General features: G+C 72.1%; 20 protein-coding genes. 16 read left to right on the plus strand and 4 right to left on the minus strand.

The genetic code is table 11. The features are described from left to right. Positions 1-24: 24 nt before the first annotated feature. Together eat and ACSHXC_RS31220 are read right to left on the minus strand one after the other, a co-directional pair. Positions 25-1,482, minus strand: a complete 1,458-nt coding sequence (gene eat / locus ACSHXC_RS31215; protein ID WP_438294747.1) for an ethanolamine permease — start codon at positions 1,480-1,482, stop codon at positions 25-27. Positions 1,483-1,677: 195 nt separating this feature from the next. Continuing rightward, entirely contained in the window at positions 1,678-2,430 is a 753-nt protein-coding gene (locus ACSHXC_RS31220; RefSeq protein ID WP_438294748.1) for a FadR/GntR family transcriptional regulator, read from the minus strand. A gap of 77 nt (positions 2,431-2,507) precedes the next feature. Here ACSHXC_RS31220 and ACSHXC_RS31225 point away from each other — a divergent pair, with 77 nt between their 5' ends. The 5 genes from ACSHXC_RS31225 (at position 2,508) to ACSHXC_RS31245 (ending at position 8,384) form a co-directional block, all read left to right on the plus strand. Continuing rightward, a complete protein-coding gene (locus tag ACSHXC_RS31225) occupies positions 2,508-3,872 on the plus strand; it encodes a glutamine synthetase family protein (protein ID WP_438294749.1) in 1,365 nt (454 codons plus the stop codon). Positions 3,873-3,880: 8 nt separating this feature from the next. Continuing rightward, a complete protein-coding gene (locus ACSHXC_RS31230; RefSeq protein WP_438294750.1) occupies positions 3,881-5,251 on the plus strand; it encodes an aldehyde dehydrogenase family protein in 1,371 nt (456 codons plus the stop codon). 6 nt (positions 5,252-5,257) lie between these two features. Next, entirely contained in the window at positions 5,258-6,040 is a 783-nt protein-coding gene (locus tag ACSHXC_RS31235) for a 3-oxoacyl-ACP reductase (protein WP_438294751.1), read from the plus strand. 120 nt (positions 6,041-6,160) lie between these two features. Next, positions 6,161-7,444: a haloacid dehalogenase-like hydrolase gene (locus tag ACSHXC_RS31240; RefSeq protein ID WP_438294752.1), complete on the plus strand. Its 1,284-nt coding sequence runs from the start codon at positions 6,161-6,163 to the stop codon at positions 7,442-7,444. Between the two features lie 22 nt (positions 7,445-7,466). After that, on the plus strand, positions 7,467-8,384 hold the full coding sequence (locus ACSHXC_RS31245) for a DUF2510 domain-containing protein (RefSeq protein WP_438294753.1): 918 nt from the start codon (positions 7,467-7,469) through the stop codon (positions 8,382-8,384). 21 nt (positions 8,385-8,405) lie between these two features. Here the strand turns inward: ACSHXC_RS31245 and ACSHXC_RS31250 are convergent, their stop codons facing one another. Continuing rightward, positions 8,406-9,608 (minus strand): amino acid deaminase/aldolase, encoded by a 1,203-nt coding sequence (locus ACSHXC_RS31250; RefSeq protein ID WP_438294754.1) that lies wholly within the window; start codon positions 9,606-9,608, stop codon positions 8,406-8,408. 160 nt (positions 9,609-9,768) lie between these two features. Here ACSHXC_RS31250 and ACSHXC_RS31255 point away from each other — a divergent pair, with 160 nt between their 5' ends. From ACSHXC_RS31255 to ACSHXC_RS31265, 3 genes are read left to right on the plus strand one after another with little or no spacing between them, the layout of a single operon-like run. Then, entirely contained in the window at positions 9,769-10,845 is a 1,077-nt protein-coding gene (locus ACSHXC_RS31255) for a hypothetical protein (protein WP_438294755.1), read from the plus strand. After that, positions 10,842-12,050 (plus strand): type VII secretion-associated serine protease mycosin, encoded by a 1,209-nt coding sequence (gene mycP / locus ACSHXC_RS31260; protein ID WP_438294756.1) that lies wholly within the window; start codon positions 10,842-10,844, stop codon positions 12,048-12,050. Before ACSHXC_RS31255 ends, mycP begins: the two co-directional genes overlap by 4 nt. Before the next feature lie 43 nt (positions 12,051-12,093). After that, entirely contained in the window at positions 12,094-12,822 is a 729-nt protein-coding gene (locus tag ACSHXC_RS31265) for an SseB family protein (RefSeq protein WP_438294757.1), read from the plus strand. Between the two features lie 49 nt (positions 12,823-12,871). On the opposite strand, the gene ACSHXC_RS31270 is transcribed toward ACSHXC_RS31265, so the two are convergent. Further along, entirely contained in the window at positions 12,872-13,231 is a 360-nt protein-coding gene (locus tag ACSHXC_RS31270; protein ID WP_438294758.1) for a DUF1844 domain-containing protein, read from the minus strand. 349 nt (positions 13,232-13,580) lie between these two features. Between ACSHXC_RS31270 and infC the strand changes: the two genes are divergently transcribed. The 8 genes from infC (at position 13,581) to ACSHXC_RS31310 (ending at position 22,335) form a co-directional block, all read left to right on the plus strand. After that, on the plus strand, positions 13,581-14,273 hold the full coding sequence (gene infC / locus ACSHXC_RS31275; protein WP_438296929.1) for a translation initiation factor IF-3: 693 nt from the start codon (positions 13,581-13,583) through the stop codon (positions 14,271-14,273). A 103-nt stretch (positions 14,274-14,376) separates the two neighbouring features. After that, entirely contained in the window at positions 14,377-14,571 is a 195-nt protein-coding gene (rpmI, locus tag ACSHXC_RS31280; RefSeq protein ID WP_053723558.1) for a 50S ribosomal protein L35, read from the plus strand. A 104-nt stretch (positions 14,572-14,675) separates the two neighbouring features. Next, positions 14,676-15,059, plus strand: a complete 384-nt coding sequence (gene rplT / locus ACSHXC_RS31285) for a 50S ribosomal protein L20 (RefSeq protein WP_003970214.1) — start codon at positions 14,676-14,678, stop codon at positions 15,057-15,059. A 117-nt stretch (positions 15,060-15,176) separates the two neighbouring features. Next, positions 15,177-16,031 (plus strand): TrmH family RNA methyltransferase, encoded by an 855-nt coding sequence (locus ACSHXC_RS31290; RefSeq protein ID WP_438294759.1) that lies wholly within the window; start codon positions 15,177-15,179, stop codon positions 16,029-16,031. Between the two features lie 66 nt (positions 16,032-16,097). Further along, positions 16,098-17,210 carry a sensor histidine kinase gene (locus tag ACSHXC_RS31295; protein ID WP_053723664.1) on the plus strand — a complete coding sequence of 371 codons (1,113 nt, stop codon included), beginning with the start codon at positions 16,098-16,100 and terminating at the stop codon, positions 17,208-17,210. Positions 17,211-17,383: 173 nt separating this feature from the next. Further along, positions 17,384-18,505 (plus strand): phenylalanine--tRNA ligase subunit alpha, encoded by a 1,122-nt coding sequence (gene pheS / locus ACSHXC_RS31300; RefSeq protein ID WP_344375926.1) that lies wholly within the window; start codon positions 17,384-17,386, stop codon positions 18,503-18,505. Continuing rightward, positions 18,505-21,033 carry a phenylalanine--tRNA ligase subunit beta gene (pheT, locus tag ACSHXC_RS31305; protein WP_438294760.1) on the plus strand — a complete coding sequence of 843 codons (2,529 nt, stop codon included), beginning with the start codon at positions 18,505-18,507 and terminating at the stop codon, positions 21,031-21,033. Before pheS ends, pheT begins: the two co-directional genes overlap by 1 nt. 228 nt (positions 21,034-21,261) lie before the next feature. Next, entirely contained in the window at positions 21,262-22,335 is a 1,074-nt protein-coding gene (locus ACSHXC_RS31310; protein WP_438294761.1) for a PP2C family protein-serine/threonine phosphatase, read from the plus strand. The last annotated feature ends 249 nt before the right edge of the window (positions 22,336-22,584 follow it).

Here is a 22,584-nt window from a genome sequence, read left to right on the forward strand (position 1 = left end):
GGCGGTCTCCGTTCGTCGAGCGGGTCAGTCCCGGGCGAGCTCGGCCTCGGCCGCGGCCAGGGCGGCGAACTCCTCCTCGGGCGCGTGGGCGACCAGACGGTGGCGACTGTAGAAGGCGAAATAGGCCAGTGCGATCGCATAGACGCCGAGCGCGATGAAGGCCGCGTCCTTGTCGACCAGGAACGTCGCCACGAGCGCGAACAGGGCGAGCACGAACGCGACGGACGAGGTCAGGACGCCGCCGGGGGTGCGGTAGGGGCGATCGAGGCCCGGTTCGCGGCGGCGGAGCACCAGATGCGAGAGCGCCATCAGGGCATAGGAGATGGTGGCGCCGAACACCGCGACGTTCAGCATCCGGCCGCCGTTGCCGCTCCAGGCCGCCAGGGCGAAACCGATCGCGCCCGGGATGAGGAGGCCCAGGTAGGGGGACTTGCGGCGGCTGGTCAGGGACAGGAAGCGGGGCAGGTAGCCGGCCCTGGAGAGGGCGAAGAGCTGGCGCGAGCCCGCGAAGATCAGCGAGAAGAACGACGCGACCAGGCCCGCCAGGCCCGCGTAGTTGACGAAGCGGCTGAGAGCCGTGGGGCCGTCGTCGCCCTGGAGCGCCACGACCAGCGGGTTGCCCGCGTCCTTGATGGCGGCCGAGCCGTGCGCCCCGGTCGCGGCGAAGAAGGTCACCACGGCGAGCAGCACCAGGATCGACAGGGAGATGGCGAGCGCGCGCGGCATGGACCGCACCGGGTCCTTGGCCTCCTCGGCGGCGAGGGGCACCCCCTCGACGCCTAGGAAGAACCACATGCCGAACGGGAACGCGGCCCAGATGCCGAGCACGCCGAACGGCAGCCACGAGTTTGAGCCGAGAGCCGACGCGTCGACCGGAATGTCGTTGAGGCGGGACGCGTCGAAGTCCGTGAAGGCGCCGATGGCGAAGACCAACAGGGCGGCGACCGCGATCGCGGTGACCACGAGGCTGAAGCGCAGCGCCTCGCCGACGCCCCACAGATGGATCCCGATGAAGATCGCGAAGCAGGCGAGGTAGACCGGCCAGCCGGAGGTCAGGCCGAACAGGCCGAGCGATTCGACGTAGTCGCCGATGAACAGCGAGATCGCGGCGGGCGCCAGGATGTACTCGATGAGGATCGCGGTGCCGGTCAGGAAGCCGCCCCAGGTGCCGAGCGCCCGGCGCGCGAAGCCGTAACCGCCGCCCGCGGTGGGCAGGATGGCGGAGAGCTCGGCCAGCGAGAACACGAGACAGGCGTACATGATGCCCATCAGGACGGTGGCCGCGGCGAGGCCGCCGAAGCCGCCCTTGGAGAGGCCGATGTTCCAGCCGGAGAAGTCGCCCGAGACCACATAGGCGACGCCGAGCCCGGTGAGCAGCAGCCAGCCGGCGCTGCCGCGGCGCAGGGTGCGCCGGTGCAGGTAGTCGTCCTGGGTGGACGTGGACGGTGCGGTGCGCAGATCGGTGTCGGTGCCCTCGGCCATGAGCCGCTCCAGGTGATCGTCAAGGGAGATCAGGTCAATGGTTCGGCTGCATACCTTTGCTGGAGGGCAGGGTGGAGCGCAAGAGGTGTACGTAAAACCGCGGTTACGGAAATCGCCGGGGCCGGGCGGGCCGGTCGGGCAGGGCGGGCTCAAGCCGGCTTCGGCGGGCCCGGGTCGGCCCGGGCCGGGGACCCCTCAGGTCAGGAAGCCGCGCAGCAGCGCCGCCGTGCCCCCGCAGTGCTCCCGCATCACTTCGCGCGCCCCGTCCGCGTCGCCGTCGAGCACCGCCTCGACCAGCGCGGTGTGCTGGTGCTGCGAGTGCTCCAGGTTGCGGACCAGGAGCGGGATGCAGTCCAGGAGGTCGTTCACGGTGGCCCGGACCGCCGCGTACTGGGCGGTGAGCGTGGGTGATCCGGAGAGCTCGGCGAGCGTGAGGTGGAGCAGGGTGTCCTGGCGGCGGTAGTCGGTGAGCTCGGCGTCGTGGGTCGCGGCGAGCGCGGCCCGCAGCCGCTCGGCGCCCTCCTCGGTCAGCCCGTGCGCCGCGCAAAGGCCGGCCGCGCCGACCTCCAGGACCTCCCGGAAGCGCAGGATGTCCTCGACGTCGACCGACGCGATCCGGCGGCGCAGCTCGTCCTCGCCGCCCTCGGCCGCCCGGGGCAGCACGAACGTGCCGCCGTAGCGGCCGCGCCGGCTCTCCACCAGGCCCTGGTCCTGGAGCACCTTGAGGACTTCGCGCAGGGTGACCCGGCTGATCCCCATCCGCTCGGCCAACTCCCGCTCGGAGGGCAGCCGTTCACCGGGCGGTACGAGGCCCAGGCGCAGGAGCTGGAGAATCTGCTCCAGTGCTTCCTCGAAGCCGTTCCCGGCCCGTACGGTCCGCAGTACGGGGACGAGCGTGTCCGGCGTCCGGCCGTCCGTGCGGTCCGCCGAGTCGATCTTCTTCGCCACGTCGCGGATTCCCCTTCCCAATCAATGGTCTTACCCCATACCTTATGGCTCTCGGCTGACCCAAGGAGGAGCTTCCCGTGGCAGACCGCACACCCCCGCTCTCGATCGAGGAGCTGCGCGCCCTCGTCGCGAGCGGTGAGATCGACACTGTCGTCCTCGCCTTCCCCGATATGCAAGGGCGACTGCAGGGCAAGCGCTTCGCGGCCGGATTCTTCCTCGACGAGGTCCTGGCGCACGGCACCGAAGGCTGCAACTACCTGCTCGCCGTCGACACCGAGATGAACACCGTCGAGGGCTACGCGATGTCCTCCTGGGAGCGCGGCTACGGCGACTTCGCCATGCACGCGGACCCGGCGACGCTGCGCCGCGTCCCGTGGAACGAGGGCACCGCGCTGCTCATCGCGGACCTCGGCTGGAACGACGGCTCGCCGGTCGTCGCCGCCCCCCGCCAGATCCTGCGCCGCCAGCTGGAGCGGCTCGCCGAGCTCGGCTACACCGCCCAGGTCGGCACCGAACTCGAATTCATCGTGTTCAGGGACAGCTACGAGCAGGCCTGGGACGCCGGATACCAGGGCCTCACCCCGGCGAACCAGTACAACATCGACTACTCGGTGCTCGGCACCGGCCGCATCGAGCCGCTGCTTCGCCGCATCCGCAACGAGATGCAGGCCGCCGGCCTGACCGTCGAGTCGGCCAAGGGCGAGTGCAACCCCGGCCAGCACGAGATCGTCTTCCGCTACGACGAGGCCCTGGTCACCTGCGACCAGCACGCCATCTACAAGACGGGCGCCAAGGAGATCGCGGCCCAGGAGGGCGTCTCGCTCACCTTCATGGCCAAGTACGACCAGCGCGAGGGCAACTCCTGTCACATCCACCTCTCGCTCACCGACGAGGACGGCCGCAACGTGATGGCGGGCGACGGGCCCGACGGGATGTCGCCCGTGATGCGCCACTTCCTGGCCGGACAGCTCGCCGCGCTGCGCGACTTCTCCCTCCTGTACGCGCCGAACATCAACTCCTACAAGCGCTTCCAGCCGGGCTCCTTCGCGCCCACCGCGGTCGCCTGGGGCCACGACAACCGGACCTGCGCGCTGCGCGTCGTCGGCCACGGCGCCGGCACCCGCTTCGAGAACCGGCTCCCGGGCGGCGACGTCAACCCGCACCTCGCCGTCGCCGGACTCGTCGCGGCCGGCCTCTACGGCATCGAGAACCAGCTGGAACTGCCCGAGGCCTGCACCTCGAACGCCTACGTCGGCGACTACGCCCATGTCCCCACCACCCTGCGCGAGGCCGCCGAGCTGTGGGAGAACAGTCCCATCGCCAAGGCCGCCTTCGGGGACGAAGTCGTCGCGCACTACCGCAACATGGCGCGGGTCGAGCTCGACGCGTTCGACGCCGCGGTGACCGACTGGGAGCTCCGCCGCTCCTTCGAACGCCTGTGAGGAACGACTTGTCCACTGCGTACGAACTTCAGGTGCTCAACCCGGCCACCGAGGAAGTGATCGCGACCGTCCGGGGTGCCACCGCCGCCGATGTGGACGCGGCGGTCGTACGGGCCCGCTCCGCCCAGCACGGCTGGGCGGCCGCGGCCCCCGCCGACCGGGCCCGCCTCCTTCGCCGTTTCGCCGCCGTCGTCGACGAACACATCGAGGAACTGGCCCAGTTGGAGGTCGCCGAGGCCGGGCACACCGTCGGCAATGCCCGCTGGGAGGCGGGCAACGTCCGCGATCTGCTCGACTTCTCGGCCGGGGGAGTGGAGCGCCTGAGTGGGCGTCAGATCCCGGTCGCGGGCGGTCTCGACATCACCCTGCTCGAACCGCTCGGCGTGATCGGCGTCATCGCCCCCTGGAACTTCCCCATGCCGATCGCCGCCTGGGGCACCGCCCCCGCGCTCGCGGCCGGCAACGCGGTGATCCTCAAGCCCGCCGAGACGACCCCGCTCACGGCGCTGCGCCTGGCCGAACTCGCCCTGGAGGCAGGGCTTCCCGAAGGCCTCTTCCAGGTGCTCCCGGGTGCGGGCGCGGTCGCGGGTGATGCGCTCGTCGAGCACCCCGGCGTCGCGAAGATCGTCTTCACCGGGTCGACCCGGGTCGGCAAGCAGATTATGGCCAAGTGCGCCGACCGGGTGAAGCGGGTCACCCTCGAACTCGGCGGCAAGAGCCCCAACATCGTGTTCGCGGACGCGGACATCGAGGCAGCGGCCCTCGCCACCCCGATGTCGTTCCTCGACAACTCCGGCCAGGACTGCTGCGCCCGCACCCGCGTCCTGGTCCAGCGCAGCGCGTACGACCGCTTCATGGAACTGCTGGCCCCCGCGATCGAGGGGGTCGTGGTCGGCGACCCGGCCGACGAGAAGACCCAGATGGGCCCGCTGATCTCGCGCGTACAGTTGGACCGCGTCCGCTCCTACGTCGCCGACGACGCACCCGGCCTGCGCGGCAGCGCGCCCGACGGGCCCGGATTCTGGTTCCCGCCCACCGTCCTGACCGGACTGGACGAGGACGCGCCCGCCGCCGTCGAGGAGGTCTTCGGGCCCGTCGCCGTCGTCCTGCCCTTCGAGGACGAAGCGGACGCGGTACGGCTCGCCAACGCCACCGAGTACGGGCTGTCCGGGTCGATCTGGACCCGGGACGTGGGCCGCGCGCTGCGCGTCTCGCGGGCCGTCGCGGCGGGCAACCTCTCGGTCAACTCCCATTCCAGCGTGCGCTATTCGACCCCGTTCGGCGGCTACAAGCAGTCCGGCCTCGGCCGCGAGCTCGGCCCCGACGCCCTCACCGCTTTCACCGAGACCAAGAACGTCTTCATCAGCACGGAGGCCTGAGCACACATGACCGACGACATCATTTGCCGCCGCCTGGTCGGCCGCACCGCCGTCATCACCGGGGCCGGCAGCGGCATCGGCCTCGCCACCGCCAGGCGGCTCGCCGCCGAGGGTGCCAATGTGGTGTGCGGCGACATCGACGAGAGCGCCGGAAAGGCCGCCGCCGAAGCGGTCGGCGGCACCTTCGTCAAGGTCGACGTGACCGACCAGGAGCAGGTCGAGGCGCTCTTCAAGGCGGCCTTCGACACCTACGGCAGCGTCGACATCGCGTTCAACAACGCGGGCATCTCGCCGCCCGACGACGACTCCATCCTCACCACCGGACTCGACGCCTGGCGCCGCGTCCAGGAGGTCAACCTCACCTCCGTCTACCTGTGCTGCAAGGCCGCGCTGCCCTACATGCAGCGCCAGGGCCGGGGCTCCATCATCAACACCGCCTCGTTCGTGGCCATCATGGGCGCCGCGACCTCGCAGATCTCGTACACCGCGTCCAAGGGCGGCGTGCTCGCCATGTCGCGCGAGCTCGGCGTGCAGTTCGCCCGCGAGGGCATCCGCGTCAACGCGCTCTGCCCGGGGCCGGTCAACACCCCGCTCCTGCAAGAGCTGTTCGCCAAGGACCCGGAGCGGGCCGCGCGCCGCCTGGTGCACATTCCGGCGGGCCGGTTCGCCGAGGCCGACGAGATCGCCGCCGCGGTCGCCTTCCTCGCCAGCGACGACTCGTCCTTCATCAACGCCACCGACTTCCTGGTAGACGGCGGCATCTCGGGGGCGTACGTCACCCCCCTCTAAATCCCGCCAACCCCCGTTGTTCACCCGGGGGCCACGCATACGGCAGCCGGGCGTCGCACGACGCCCGGCTGTGCTGTCTAACGTCCACGACGATCTTCCCGACGACAGGAGTCCCCCAGCGTGTCCAAGTTCCCCGCCGCCCGCCGGCTGCCGGTCCTCGCCGCGGCGCTCTCCATAGCCGCCGGCGGCCTCGTCGCCGCCCAGCCCGCCGAGGCGCGGACGCCGCACTGCCCCCGACTGACCGTCTCCGACGGGTGGTACGGGGACAACCAGGCCCGGATCCAGGACCTGATCGACACGTACGGAAGGTGCGGAGCGGGCGCGGGCCACGGCAAGAAGCCGGTCGCCGTCTTCGACTGGGACAACACCGTCGTCAAGAACGACGTCGGCGACGCCACGATGTACTGGCTGCTTCGCAACTCCAGGATCCAGCGCCCGGCGCGCGGCGACTGGCACACCACCAGCCGCTATCTGACCGACGACGCCGCGAAGTCCCTCGCCGCGGCCTGCCCGGCCGGCCCCTCCAAGACCCTCCCGACCGGCACCGACGCCAAGTGCACCGACGAGATCCTCGCGGTCTACGGTGACGGCAGGACCGGCAAGGGCGCCCCCGCCTTCGCCGGATACGACCGCCGCACCATCGAGCCCTCGTACGCCTGGCTCGCCCAGCTCCTGCACGGCTGGACCCCGGCCCAGGTCAAGTCCTTCGCGAGCGCGGCCCGCACCGAGAACCTGAACGCGCCGGCCGACGCCGTCCAGACCGTCGGCAGCAACACCAAGGCGACGGCCTGGGTGCGCTACTACGACCAGCAGCGCGACCTGATCCGTACGCTGAAGAAGGCGGGCTTCGACGTCTGGATCACCTCGGCCTCGCCCGAGCCCGTCGTGGACGTGTGGGCGCGCGGCGCGGGCGTCGACCCCGACCACGCCATCGGCATCCGCTCCACCACCGAGCACGGCCGCATCACCTCGCACCTCCAGGGCTGCGGCTCGGCCAAGGACGGGGACGACTCGGTGATCACGTACATCGACGGCAAGCGCTGCTGGATCAACCAGGAGATCTTCGGCGTGCGGGGCGCGGCGGCCGAGAAGGTCCAGCCCGCGGCCAGGCGCCAGGTGTTCGCGGCCGGTGACTCCGACACCGACGTGTCCTTCCTGCGGGACGCCACCGGCCTGCGGCTCGTCCTGAACCGCAACAAGAACGAGCTGATGTGCCGGGCGTACGACGACAGCGACGGCCGCTGGATCGTGAACCCGATGTTCATCGAGCCGAAGGGCCAGAAGACGGCGCCCTACCCCTGCGCGACCACCGGCTACACCGACCACGACGGCACCCCGGCTCCCGTGCGGCGCGCGGACGGGTCGGTCGTCCCGGATCAGCGGGACTCGGTGTACGGGGGCTGAACCCGGGTTCTAGGGTGTGCGCATGAGCATGACGACCCCGCCCGGCTGGTACCCGGATCCGGGCGTGCCCGGCACCGAGCGCTGGTGGGACGGCACCGCGTGGACCGGCCACACCAGAGCGCCGGGCGGGCAGGCGTTCGGCCTGCCCGAGCCCGTCACCGCGGTGGCCGCGCCCGTCGTCCGGCGGCGCGGCCCGCTGCTCGCCATCGGCGCGACCGCCGTGGTCCTGGTGGCCGCGATCGCCGTCGGGGTCGCGGTCCTGGGCAAGGGCGACGACACTCCGCACATGACGAGCGCGAGCAAGAGCGCCACGGCGCCGGTGGTCGTCAACTCCCCGTCCCCGAAGCAGAGTTCGGGCCCGTCCGACGATCCGCACACCCTCGTCGACCAGCTCAACGGCATCACGCTGCCGATCCCGGACGGCTGGGAGAAGACCGACGACGCGGTGACGGGCCTGGTCACCATGGCGACCAAGGACACCTACAACTGCCCCGGCGACTCCGGGTTCTGCCACCACGGCAAGGTCACCACGTCGACGGCCACCATGACCGACCTCAAGACCGCCGAGGCGATCGCCAAGAACGACATCGCCGACGCCGCCAACGACGCCTACGACCACGACCCGGTCGGCGCCCGCCTCTACAACGGCATCACCTCGCACCGCGAGGTGAAATCCGGCTCCGTGGTGGTCGACGGGCGCACCGGATACCTGGTGCGCTGGGAGGTCAGGACCGGTGCGGGGCCCGGCGGCTACGTCGAGTCGCTCGCCTTCCCCTCGACGCTGGGCAGCGAAGCGATGGTCATCGCACGGTTCGCCTTCGACGCGGGCAAGGACGGCCCGCCGCTCGCCCTCATGGACACCGTCACCCAGGGCATCGCCCCCATCAGCGGCAACCAGAACGGCGGGGTGGGCAGCAGCCTGCCCCCGCCGTCGCTGTGAGCAGTGCGAGCGGGCTGTGAGCTACAGGAACGTGCGGCCCTCGCCCCGGTACGTCGGCACGGTCGCCGTCACCCGGTCGCCCTCGACGAGCTGCAACTCCTCGAAGCGCTCGCACAGTTCGCCCGCCTTGGCGTGCCGGAACCACACCTTGTCGCCGATCAGGAGATCGTCCGCGGCGGAGCCGAGCAGCGGCGTCTGCACCTCGCCCGCACCCTCCTGCGGGTCGTAGCGCAGTCCCTCCGGCAGATACGGCGCCGGCAGCCGGTCCGCGCCGGGCGCGCCCGAGGCCGGGTATCCGCCGCCGAGCACCGTCACCACGCCGACGCCAGGGCGGCGCACCACCGGCTGGGCGAACAGCGCCGCCGGACGCCCGCTGAACGACGTGTAGTTGTCGAAGAGCCGCGGCACATAGAGCCCCGACCCCGCCGCGATCTCGGTCACCGCCGCCTCGGCCGCCGTGTGCTGCACACTGCCGGTGCCGCCGCCGTTGACGAACTCCAGGTCCGGCACGACCGCCCGCACCGTGCGCACCACCTCGGCCCGCCGCGCGGCCAGCTCCCGGCGGGCCGCGGCCTGCATCAGCCGGATCGCGCGCGAGCGCAGCGGACTGCCCGCCACCGCGTCGCCGACCCCGGCCACATGACCCTCGTACGCCATGAGCCCGACGAGGCGGAACCCGGGCCGCCGGGCCACCGACCGGGCCAGTTCCGCGAGTTGGGCGGGGGAGCGCAGCGGGGAGCGGCGGGCGCCGACGCGGACCCGGCCGCCGAACAGCTGGAGCGAGGTGTCCAGTTCCAGACAGACCCGTACCTCCAGGCCGTCGCGTTCGCGCGCCCGGTCCACGAGGTCGAGCTGCGCCGGGTCGTCGACCATCACGGTGATCGCCCCGGCCAGCTTGGGATCGGAGGTCAGCTCGGCGAACCCCGCCCGGTCCGCGGACGGATAAGCCAGCAGGACGTCCTCGAACCCGGCCCGCGCGAGCCACACCGACTCGGCGAGCGTGAACGACATCAGGCCGGCGAACCCGGGGCGGGCGAGCACCCGGTCGAGCAGCGCGCGGCACCGCACCGACTTGCTGGCGACCCGGATCGGCTTCCCGGCCGCTCGGCGGACCAGATCGTCCGCATTGGCGTCGAACGCCTCCAGATCGACGATCGCGACGGGCGCATCGAGATGAGCGGTCGCCCGGTCGTACCGGGCGCGGTCAGCGGCGCGGGGAGTCATGGCGGAAGCCTGCCAGAACCGGTTACCACAAGGTAGGGGAGGACCGGCGCGGATGTGGAGGCCGGACGGCCGGTCTGCGCCCGCACAGGATCAGCCCGTAGAGTGACGCCCGAGCGGCAACGGGCTGAGCTGGACGGCAAGAGGGGCAAGAGGGGGGCGGATGACCACCGACGCACGACCCCCGGGCACCCCTCAACTGCCGCCGCCCGCACCGGAGTCCGAGCCTTGTGAGGCTCCCGCGCCGACCCCGCCGCCCGCGCCCGAGGCGCCCGCGAGCCGGCTCCGCTCGGCCCTCGACCTGATGGATCCGGGACCGGTCCTCCCGAACACCCCCATACCGCCCAGATCTTCGACCCCGCCGCCCCCCGAGATACCCCCGCTGCCAGTCGCCCCGATACCCCCGCTGCCGGTCGCCCCGCCGAAGCCGCTGCTCCCCCCGGAACCGCTGTCCGACGAGCCGGGCCCGCTGCGGCCGGTGCCGGCCCGCAGGCCCGGGCGCGTGGCAGCCGCCGCCGTCTGCGTGGTCCTCGGCGCCGGACTGCTCGGCGGAGCGGCCGCGGGCACCTGGCTCGACGCCGACTCCGACGGGCCCGCGGCCCGCAGCAACTACACCGCCGCCCGCGACCTGTGGCACAGCGTGCCCGTCGACACCCTCTTCCCGCGCACCATCCGGGGCACCGGTGCCGGCCCGGGCGGCGCCGACCGCGAATGGACCCGTATCGGGGTCGCCCCGGACGGCGACTGCGCGGACGCGCTCGATCCCCTGCTCCTCAAGGTCCTCGAACCGGTCGGCTGCGCCCGCATGGTGCGCGCCACCTATACGGACGCGACCGCCACCAGCGTGACCACCGTCGGCCTGGTCTTCACCCAGGCCGAGCCCGCCGCGATGATCGCCCTGGCGAACCGGTTCGCCAACGAGAAACTGGGCGACCGGCCGGATCTGATGCCGCGCACCTACCCCGTCAAGGGCGGCGTGGCCGCCGCGTTCGGCGACAAGCAGCGCGCGAGCTGGACCGTGCGGGTCCTCACCGATGCCCCCGTGGTCGTCACCGCCGTCTCCGGCTTCGCCGACGGCCGCGCGATGACGACCCCCCAGTCCGCCGAACAGGCCACGGCCGACGGCGCGAGCGGCCCCGTGGCCGAGGCGGGCCTGGGCCACGACGCCAAGGGCATCGCCGACAACGTCGAACGCGGCCTGCGCAAGAAGGCCGCCGCAAGCCCGGAGCCCGCCCCGTGACCCAGCCGCCCGAGCCCCTGCCGTCCCGTCGGCTGCGCCGCACCGGCGCCCTCGCCACGGCCGCCGCCCTCACCCTGCTGCTCTCCGCCGCCCCGGCCCACGCCGACGGCATCCGCGACCGCCAGTGGGAACTCACCGCCATGCACACGCAGCAGGCGTGGCGTACGAGCAAGGGCAAGGGCATCACGGTCGCGGTCCTGGACACCGGCGTCGACGGCAGCCACCCCGACCTCGCCGGACAGGTCCTGCCGGGCAACGACCTCGTCGGCTTCGGGGCCGGACAGGGCAGCCGCGACTGGGCCCGGCACGGCACCGCCATGGCCGGCATCATCGCGGGCCACGGGCACGGCGCCGGAAACGAGTCCGGGGTGCTCGGCATCGCCCCCGAAGCCAGGATCCTGCCGGTCCGGGTCATCCTGGAATCCACCGACCCGGCCCGCAAACAGGCCCGCGAGACCAAGGGCGGCGCGCTCGCCGACGGCATCCGCTGGGCCGCCGACAACGGCGCGGGCGTCATCAACCTCTCGCTCGGCGACGACAGCGCCTCCGCCCACCCCGAACCCGCCGAGGACGCCGCGATCCAGTACGCGCTCGGCAAGGGCGCGGTGGTGGTGGCCTCCGCGGGCAACGGCGGCGACCAGGGCGACCACATCTCCTACCCGGCGGCCTACCCCGGTGTCATAGCGGTGGCCGCCGTCGACAAGAACGGCACCCACGCCTCCTTCTCCACCCGCCGCTGGTACGCCACCGTCAGCGCCCCCGGCGTGGACGTCGTCATAGCCGACCCGGACCGCAAGTACTACGAGGGCTGGGGCACCAGCGCCGCCTCCGCGTTCGTCTCCGGCGCCGTCGCCCTCATACGCTCCGTGAACCCCGGCCTCAGCCCGGCCCAGATCAAGAAGCTCCTTGAGGACACCGCCCGCAACGCCCCCGAGGGCGGCCGCGACGACGCCCGGGGCCACGGCATGATCGACCCGGCCGCGGCCCTCGCCGCCGCCGCCAAGCTGAAGCCCGCCGGACTGCGCTCCGAGTCCGCCGCGTACGGCACGACGTACTTCGGCGGCGGCCCCGACGCACCCGTCGCCTCCGACGACCCGGTGAACTGGCTGGCCCCGGTCTCCGCGGGCGGCGGCCTCCTGCTGCTCGCGACCGGCGCGGTGCTCTGGCGCTCGACCCGGGTCAGGACCCCGCCCGAGTGGCTGTGAGGGCGGGCACGAAGGCCGCGGCGGGCCCGGCTAGGCTCGTGACGTGGCGCTCAAGAACATCCCGGATTCCGGCTTCTCCGACGACGACGGCACTGCCGCCCCCGAACTGACCGAGGCGCTGGCCGCCTGGGCCAAGGACAGAGCGGCCGAACCGCGGGTGCTGGCCGCGCTGCGCACGGCACGGCTGCTCGTCCCCGTCGTCGCGATGCTCGGCGAGAGCGAGATCGACGAAAACGGCCTCAAGCGCGAGAAGACCAGCGACATGGCCGTCCCCACCCTGAAGGCCGGCGACCGCACGGCGCTGCCCGCGTTCACCTCCATCGAGGCGCTGGCCCTGTGGGACCCCGAGGCCCGGCCGGTGGCCGTGCCGCTGCACCAGGCGCTTGCGGCCGCCGTGCACGAGAAGGCCGACACCGTGGTCATCGACCTCGCGGGCCCGGTCGCGTACGAGCTGAAGGGTGCGGCCCTGCTCGCCCTGGCGGAGGGCCGCACCAGCGCGGACCCGCTCCAGGACCCGTCCGTGATCGAAGCGGTGCGCACGGCGGTGGCCGCCGTTCCCACGGTCCTTCGCGCTCACCTCGGCCCCGGCGGCGCGGACGGCACGCTCGCCCTGGTCCTCGCCGACGGCGCGGCGCCCGCCGACGCGGCTCGCCGGGTGGCCGAGCTGATCGCCGCGGACGAGACCCTGCGGGCCCGCCTCGTACGCGGCCTCGACCTCGCGCTGCTGCCGACGGGGGCCCCACAGCCGAACGAGCCGCTCTTCACCCGCTGAGGGGTGAGGAGCGGCTCGGCTCTGTACGTGAACGTCGTAAAGAAGGGGCTCAGCCGAAGACGGCGCCCGTGTACTTCTCGCCCGGGCCCTGGCCCGGCTCGTCCGGCACGATCGACGCCTCGCGGAACGCGAGCTGGAGCGACTTGAGGCCGTCGCGCAGCGGGGCGGCGTGGAACGACGAGATCTCGGTGGCCCCCGCGTCAAGGAGACCGGCCAGGGCGTGCACCAGCTTGCGGGCCTCGTCGAGGTCCTTGTGCTGGTCGCCCTCCTCGGTCAGACCGAGCTTCACGGCGGCGGCGCTCATCAGGTTCACGGCGACCGTCACGATCACCTCGACCGCCGGAACCTCCGCGATGTCGCGGGCCATGGTGTCGAAGTCTGCGGGCTCATGGGGGGGCGTCTCACTCATGCCCACACGATATGCGGTGCGCGCCGCTCCTCATTCCCGCGCACTCGATTAGCCCCTCTGTCCGGTTCCTGCTAACCTTGTGTAACGACCGGCCAGGCACGTGTGCCCGGCCCACAAGTGGAGGCTCCGATCTCCCACCCGACCACCCTCACGGGCGGCGGGTCATCCGGTCAGGTGGCCACCATCGTTCCGTACGGACGATGGAGCCGCCCGATGTGCGCCCCGCGGTAGACCGCGGCGGTGTTCCGGTTTTCTTGGAGCCCCGCCTGTGTCCGTCCGGGGCATTTTTTGTGCCTCGCGGCGGTTGGTCACGTCAATACAGACGTACGCGGCTGTCTGCCAGACAGTCGTGTGGTGCTACCGAGGAGGATCCATCAGCGCCGAGCCCCGCATCAACGACCGGATTCGCGTTCCCGAGGTGCGACTTGTCGGCCCCAGCGGCGAGCAGGTCGGAATTGTTCCGCTTGCCAAGGCCCTGGAGCTCGCCCAGGAGTATGACCTCGACCTGGTCGAGGTCGCGGCGACCGCCCGTCCGCCCGTGTGCAAGCTCATGGACTACGGGAAGTTCAAGTACGAGTCGGCCATGAAGGCCCGTGAGGCGCGCAAGAACCAGGCGCACACGGTCATCAAGGAGATGAAGCTCCGGCCGAAGATCGACCCGCACGACTACGACACCAAAAAGGGTCACGTCGTCCGGTTCCTCAAGCAGGGCGACAAGGTCAAGATCACGATCATGTTCCGTGGTCGTGAGCAGTCCCGGCCGGAACTCGGCTACCGACTGCTCCAGCGCCTCGCTTCGGACGTGGAGGAGCTCGGCTTCGTCGAGTCCAGCCCGAAGCAGGACGGCCGAAACATGATCATGGTTCTCGGTCCGCACAAGAAGAAGACCGAGGCGATGGCCGAAGCCCGCGAGGCCCAGGCGGCCCGTAAGGCGGAGCGCCAGGGTCAGTCGGCCCAGACGGAGGAGTCCGCCGAGGACGAGACCGTCGCAGAGGCGCCCGTCGCCGAAGCCGTGGCCGAGGAGCACCCCGCCGAGGCCTGATTCCGGGACAGCCCGTTCCGGATATCAACCGATACATATGACGCTCCCGAGCGCCGGTCCCCGGACCGGCTGGGAGCGCCACTGACGAGGAGATAACGGCGCTATGCCGAAGAACAAGTCGCACAGCGGTGCCAGCAAGCGCTTCAAGATCACCGGCTCCGGCAAGGTGCTCCGTGAGCGCGCCGGCAAGCGCCACCTGCTCGAGCACAAGTCGTCCAAGAAGACCCGCTCGCTGACGGGCACGGTCGTCCTGGCTCCGGCCGACGCCAAGAAGGTCAAGAAGCTTCTCGGCAAGTGACGTTCCTCCGCCTCCGGTCTCCGGAGGCGGAACGTCGAGACCGGGACCTATTCGATTTCGGGTCGTGTGAGTCCAACCACGGCCCCGCTACAAGGAGTTAACAAGTGGCACGCGTCAAGCGGGCAGTAAACGCCCACAAGAAGCGCCGGGCAATCCTCGAGGCGGCCTCCGGCTACCGCGGTCAGCGTTCGCGCCTGTACCGCAAGGCCAAGGAGCAGGTCACCCACTCGCTGGTCTACAACTACAACGACCGCAAGAAGCGCAAGGGCGACTTCCGTCAGCTGTGGATCCAGCGCATCAACGCCGCTGCCCGCCAGAACGGCATGACGTACAACCGCCTCATCCAGGGTCTGAAGGCCGCCAACATCGAGGTGGACCGCAAGATCCTGGCCGAGCTCGCGGTCAACGACGCCAACGCGTTCGCCGCGCTCGTCGAGGTGGCCCAGAAGGCCCTCCCGAGCGACGTCAACGCCCCGAAGGCCGCGTAAGCGCCTGACGGCTTGTTGAGCCGGACCGGACCCGCAGGCCGATGGCCTGCGGGTCCGTGCGTTCCGGAGACCCCTGGCGGGGCTGCCCCCGCCCCCTCGTAGAGAGACCGCGAGTACATGCCCACCCCCGAGCTGATCTCCCCGCGCTCCCCCCGTGTCGCCGCCGCCCGGCGGCTCGCCCGGCGCAACTTCCGGGGCAAGGAACGCCGGTTCATCGCCGAGGGGCCGCAGGCCGTGCGCGAGGCCGTCGAGCACCGCAGCGACGGCGAGCCCACCCTCGTCGAGCTGTTCACCACCGTCGAGGCCGCCGAGCGGTACGCCGACATCGTGGCCGCCGCCCTGCACGCGGGCGCCCGCGTGCACTACGCCGACGACGAGGTGCTCGCCGAGGTCTCCCAGACCGTCACCCCGCAGGGCCTGGTCGGCGTCTGCCGGTTCCTGGACTCCCCGTTCGAGGAGATCCTCAAGGCCGAGCCGAAGCTGGTCGCCGTGCTCGCGCACGTCCGCGACCCCGGGAACGCCGGCACCGTACTGCGCTGCGCCGACGCGGCCGGCGCCGACGCGGTCGTCCTCACCGACGCCTCCGTCGACCTCTACAACCCCAAGTCCGTGCGCGCGTCGGTCGGTTCGCTCTTCCACCTGCCGGTCGCCGTGGGTGTCCCCGTCGAGCAGGCCGTCCAGGGCCTGCTTGACGCGGGCGTACGCATCCTCGCGGCCGACGGCGCCGGCGAGGAAGACCTCGACGCGGAGCTCGACGCCGGGACCATGGGCGGGCCCACCGCGTGGATCTTCGGCAACGAGGCCTGGGGCCTGCCCGAGGAGACCCGCGCACTCGCGGACGCCGTGGTGCGCGTGCCCATCCACGGCAAGGCCGAAAGCCTCAACCTCGCCACCGCCGCCGCCGTGTGCCTCTACGCCTCCGCTCGTGCGCAGCGTGCTGCCGGAGGGTGCCGCTCCGTCACCTCGTACTAGTAGTGTTGCGGGCTCGGGGGCCCACTCAGCGCTTCGGAGAGGTGGGATAGGGGGATGGCTGTCGGCATGAGCAGCATCGGCAACAGCACCGCGCTGTGCCCGTCCGGCCGTCCTGACGTCCTCGGCTTCGACCCCGACGACCTGCCCGACGGCATCGTCGTCGCCGACGACAAGGGGCAGGTGATCTGCTTCAACGCCGCCGCCGTCAGGATCACGGCGGTCGCGAAGCACGAGGCGCTCGGCTTCCCGCTGGAGCACGCGCTGCCCCTGGAGGACCTCAAGGGCCGCCGCTGGTGGCAGCTCACCGATCCGTACGGCGGCCTCGCCATCCGGGTCGGCCAGCCCGAACGCAATCTGCTGCTGCCCGGCGGCCGCGAAGTGCTGGTCTCCGCACGCTACGTGCGCGAGCACCCGACCGGGCCCGTGCGCCGGGTCGTGGTCAGCCTGCGCTCCACCGAGGCCCGGCGGCGCACCGAACGCTCGCACGCCGAGCTGATCGCCACCGTCGCCCACGAGCTGCGCTCGCCGCTGACCTCCGTGAAGGGCTTCACCGCGACGCTGCTCGCCAAGTGGGAGCGGTTCACGGACGACCAGAAGCGGCTCATGCTGGAGACCGTCGACGCCGACGCCAACCGCGTCACCCGGCTCATCGCCGAACTCCTCGACATCTCGCGCATCGACTCGGGCCGCCTGGAGGTGCGCCGCCAGCCGGTCGACATCCCGGCCGCCGTCGGCCGCCACCTCCAGGCCCATGTCGCCTCCGGACAGTCCCCGGACCGCTTCCTGGTCCGCATCCAGCGGCCGCTGCCCGATCTGTGGGCGGATCCGGACAAGATCGACCAGGTGCTCGGCAATCTGCTGGAAAACGCGGTGCGCCACGGCGAGGGAACCGTCACCATTGAGGTGGCACCAGCGCCCGTCCGTATCGACGAGCACGACGAGAAGGGAACGGCCGTCACCGTGAGCGACGAAGGCCCCGGCATCCCCGAGGAGTCGATGGGCCGTGTCTTCACCCGCTTCTGGCGGGGGAGCAAGCGTGGCGGGACCGGGCTCGGCCTGTACATCGTCAAGGGCATCGTCGAGGCGCACGGCGGCACCATCACGGTGGGCCGCGGCCCCGGCGGCGGCGCTCAGTTCCGATTTATCCTGCCCGTCGCGGCTCCGGCGTATCTCCAGTAGACCGCCCCCGAGCCGCCCACGGGCGCAACCGCATTCCACCACCCCGTTAGACTCGACCTTTGGCGCGTTTGTGTCCGCGCGCTATCGCGGTATCGCTGTCGCGGTCGCGGGGACCCCCGGCCTGGGGGCACCTCCCAGCGTTAGCTGGGGGCCAATCGGAAGCACGGGAAGAGATGTCGGCACCCAATAAGTCGTACGACCCTGTTGAGGTCGAGGCACTGAAACCGGAAGAGATCGAGCGCATGCGGGACGAGGCGCTCGCCGCCTTCGCGGCCGCCGGCGACCTCGACGCGCTCGCCCAGGCGAAGACCGCGCACACCGGTGGTACCTCGCCCCTCTCGCTCGCCAACCGCGAGATCGGCGCGCTGCCGCCGCAGGCCAAGGCCGCGGCCGGCAAGCTCGTGGGCATGGCCCGCGGCGCCGTGAACAAGGCCCTGGCCGCGCGCCAGGCCGAGCTGGAGGACGAGCGGGACGCCCGGGTCCTGGTCGAGGAGGCCGTGGACGTCACGCTGCCCCACGACCGCGTACCGGCCGGCGCCCGCCACCCGCTGACGACGCTCTCCGAGCGCATCGAGGACGTCTTCGTGGCCATGGGCTACGAGGTCGCCGAGGGCCCGCAGGCCGAGGCCGAGTGGTTCACCTTCGACGCGCTCAACATCGGCCCGGACCACCCGGCCCGCACCGAGCACGACACGTTCTTCGTGCAGGGCCCGGACGGATCCGCCAACTCCGGTGTCGTGCTGCGCACCCACACCTCGCCCGTGCAGATCCGCTCGATGCTCGACCGCGAGCCTCCGGTGTACGTGATCTGCCCCGGCCGGGTGTACCGCACCGACGAGCTGGACGCCACGCACAGCCCGGTCTTCCACCAGGTCGAGCTGCTCGCCGTGGACGAGGGCCTCACCATGGCCGACCTCAAGGGCACCCTCGACCACATGGTCAAGGCACTGTTCGGCGAGGACATGAAGACGCGCCTTCGGCCGAACTTCTTCCCCTTCACCGAGCCGTCCGCCGAGATGGACATGGTCTGCTACGTCTGCCGCGGCGAGTCCGTCGGCAACCCGGACCGGCCCTGCCGCACCTGCTCCAGCGAGGGCTGGATCGAGCTCGGCGGCTGCGGCATGGTCAACCCGAAGGTGCTCGCCGCCTGCGGTGTGGACCCCGAGAAGTACAGCGGATTCGCCTTCGGCTTCGGCATCGAACGAATGCTGATGTTCCGCCACAACGTCGAAGACATGCGAGACATGGTCGAGGGTGACGTCCGGTTCACCCGGCCGTTCGGGATGGAGATCTGATGCGGGTCCCGCTTTCCTGGCTGCGGGAGTACGTCGACCTCCCCGCCACCGAGACCGGCCGCGATGTGCAGGCCAAGCTCGTCGACGGCGGCCTTGAGGTCGAGACCGTCGAGCAGCTCGGCGCAGGGCTCAAGGGCCCGCTCGTCGTCGGCAAGGTCCTCACCATCGAGGAGCTGGAGGGCTTCAAGAAGCCCATCCGCTTCTGCACCGTCGACGTCGGCCAGGCCAACGGCACCGGTGAGCCCCAGGAGATCGTCTGCGGCGCCCGCAACTTCGCGGTCGGCGACAAGGTCGTCGTGGTGCTGCCCGGCGCCGTGCTGCCCGGCGACTTCGCGATCGCCGCGCGCAAGACGTACGGCAGGACCTCGCACGGCATGATCTGCTCCAGTGACGAGCTCGGCATGGGCCCGGACACCACCGGCGGCATCATCGTGCTGCCGCCGGAGCACGAGGTCGGCACCGACGCCATCGCGCTGCTCGAACTCGTCGACGAGGTCCTCGACATCGCGGTCACCGCCAACCGCGGCGACTGCCTGTCGATGCGCGGCGTCGCCCGCGAGACCGCCATCGCCTACGGCCTGCCGCTGCGCGACCCGGCGCTCCTCGACGTGCCCGCGCCCAACTCGTACGGCTACCCGGTGAAGGTCGCCGACCCGATCGGCTGCGACCGCTTCACCGCGCGCACCGTGACCGGCCTCGACCCCGAGGCCCGCTCCCCGATCTGGCTGCAGCGCCGCCTGCAGAAGGCCGGGATGCGCCCGATCTCGCTCGCCGTCGACATCACCAACTACGTGATGATCGAGCTCGGCCAGCCGCTGCACGCCTACGACCGCTCCCTGGTCGACGGCCCCGTCGGCGTGCGCCGCGCCGAGCCGGGCGAGCTCCTCACCACCCTCGACGGCACCAGGCGCAAGCTGGACGCCGCCGACCTCGTGATCACCGACAACCGGGGCCCCATCGGCCTCGCCGGGGTGATGGGCGGAGCCAACACCGAGATCGCCGACTCCGTCACGGACCCCGAGACCGGCGAGGTCAAGGGCACCACCGAGGTCGTCATCGAGGCCGCGCACTTCGACGCGGTCGCCATCGCCCGCACCGCGCGCCGCCACAAGCTGTCCTCCGAGGCGTCCAAGCGCTTCGAGCGCGGCGTCGACCCGCAGGCCGCGGCGGCCGCCGCCCAGCGGACCGTCGACCTGCTCGTGCTGCTCGCGGGCGGCACGGCCGAGGCCGGCGTCACCGAGATCGTCTCGCCGTCCGCGCCCCGCACCATCTCCATGCGCGCGGACCACCCGGACCGCGTCGCGGGCATCGAGTACGGCCGCGAGACCGTCGTACGCCGCCTCCAGGAGGTCGGCTGCGACGCGTACGGGCAGGACGAGCTCGTCGTGACCGTGCCGTCCTGGCGCCCCGACCTCACCGAGCCGAACGACCTGGCCGAAGAGGTCATCCGCCTGGAGGGCTACGCCAACCTGCCCTCCACGCTGCCCAAGCCGCCCGCCGGGCGCGGTCTGACGGAGCGTCAGCGCCTGCACCGCAGGGTCGGCCGCGCGCTCGCCGGGGCCGGGTTCACCGAGGCGCCGAGCTACCCGTTCGTCGCCGAGTCGGTCTTCGACCAGCTGGGTCTGGACGCCGGGGACGCGAACCGCAGCGTCGTGAAGCTGGTCAACCCGCTCAGCGACGAGGAGCCGGCGCTGCGCACCACGCTGCTTCCGGGCCTCCTCGCCACGCTGCGCCGCAACGACGGCCGTGGCAGCCACGACCTGGCGCTGTTCGAGACGGGCCTGGTCTTCCACCCGTCGGCGACCCCGGGCGTCGCGGCCCGGCTGCCCGTCGACCGCCGTCCCACCGACGACGAGATCGCCGCCCTCAACGCCGTGCTGCCCGTGCAGCCGCGCCATGTGGGCGCCGTCATCGCCGGTGCGCGCGAGCAGGCCGGCTGGTGGGGCAAGGGCCGCCCGGCCGACTGGGCCGACGCGATCGAGGCCGCCCGGACCGTGGCCCGCGAGGCGGGGCTCGAACTCGCGGTGGAGCAGGGCCAGTACGGCCCCTGGCACCCGGGCCGCTGCGCCGAACTGTACGTGTTCGTCGAGGGCGTGAAGACCCTCGCCGGGTACGCCGGTGAGCTGCACCCGCGCGTCGTCAAGGCGTTCGGGCTGCCCGCCCGCAGCTGCGCGATGGAGCTCGACCTCGACGTCATCGAGCGGGCCTCGGAAGGCACCGTGCAGGCGCCGAGCATCTCCACCTTCCCGGTGGCCACCCAGGACGTGGCGCTCGTCGTCGACGCCCAGGTCCCGGCCGCCGCCGTGGAGAACGCGCTGAGCGCCGGCGCCGGTGAACTCCTCGAGTCCATCCGGCTGTTCGACGTCTACAGCGGCGAGCAGGTCGGCGAGGGCAAGAAGTCGCTGGCCTACGCGCTGCGGTTCCGCGCGGCCGACCGCACCCTGACCGTCGAGGAGGCCACGGCCGCCCGCGACGCGGCGGTGGCCCGCGCGGCCGAGGCCACGGGCGCGGTGCTGCGCGGCGCCTAGCCCGCACGAGCACGCACCGAGAGGGGCGCACCGGGATTCCCGGTGCGCCCCTCTCGTCGTCCAGGAACGAGCCGTTGCCGCCTCACTCGTTCGGGTGGAAGTCCGGTCGGTCTTCGTAAAAGGGTGCGGGCGATCGACAGAATCAATCCGGCCGTGCAGGCCGGTGCGGCTTTCCGACCCTTGCGGGCCGGTGCAATGCAGCGCGCAAAGGCCAGGGGGGCCGACGGCATGATCCGTACACCGGGATGGACCTCGGCCTGCGCGGCCGCACTCCGCTCCCGCCGGGCGCTCGGCGTCGCCCTCGTCCTGCCGTCCTGCTGGCTCCTCCTGGTCATCGCCTGGCAGCTGGCCTGCCCGCTGGCCCGCTCCGACCGCATGGGCCTGCGGATCGCGACGTGCCTCGCCTTCCTGATCGCCGTCGTGTGGCTGGCCAACGGCGTACGGGCCACGGCGGAACGGGAGTTGCGGCGGATCCGGCACATCGCCGAGGTCGCCCAGCGGGTTCTCCTGAGGCCCTTGCCTTCGCGGCTCGACGGCATCGCGCTCGCCGCCGGCCAGCTCTCCGTGAGCCGCGGCGCGTCGATCGGCGGCGACCTCTACGAGGCGATGTCGACCCCGTACGGGGTGCGTGTCGTGATCGGCGACGTACGCGGCCACGGGCTCGGCGCGATCGGCGCGGTCGCCGCCGTCCTCGGCAGCTTCCGCGAGGCCGCCTACGACGAGCCCCAACTGGTCGGCGTACTGCGGAGGTTGGACCGGGCACTCGCCCGGCACCTGCGCGAGCGCTGCCGCGCCGAGCACCCCGCGACCGGTGGCGGCGAGCCGGACAGCCCGCTCGCCGAGGAGTTCGTCACCGTACTGCTCCTGGAGATCCGGCCGGGCGGCGAGGTGTACGCCCTCAACTGCGGTCACCCGTGGCCCCACCGGCTCTGCCGCGGCGCCGAGCCGCTCACGCCCGGCGACCCGCTGCCGCCGCTCGGGCCCTTCCCGCTCCCGGCCGAACTGGCCCCGATGCGCTGCACCCGGCTGCTGCCCGGCGAAGCGCTGTGCCTGCACACCGACGGTGCCGAGGACGCGCGGGACGGGGCAGGACGGTTCTTCGCGCTGCGCGAGGCCCTCGCCCATGCGGCCCGCACCTCGCCGGTGTCCCCGGCGGACGTCGTCGAGCAGGTCCAGCGCGCGCTCCTGCGCCACACCCGCGGACGGCTCTCGGACGACGTGGCCCTCCTGGTGCTGCGCAACGACCGGGTCCGGGTGCCCGCCCAGCCGGCCGGCAGCGAGGCGGCGGGTGTTCACCGCTGACGGTGGGGCGCCGCCACCCTGCCGGGAGTGCCGGGCAGCGCGGACAGGGCGGACGGCGCCGGGAGCGGGCCGCCGCACTGTTCGAGGGGGAGCCGGCGGCCCGGTCGCCTCAGGGAGAGGCGATTTAGAGTCAACCGACTGGGGACTCTCCTGGGCAGAGAGCGCGGCGCATAAATGCGGGTACTCGCTTCACACCCCGTGTGAACCGGGCTCGTCTACGCTGACCTCACCGAGCCAACGGAGGGCCCC

Source organism: Streptomyces sp. HUAS TT7 (assembly GCF_051550175.1).
GTDB lineage: Bacteria > Actinomycetota > Actinomycetes > Streptomycetales > Streptomycetaceae > Streptomyces.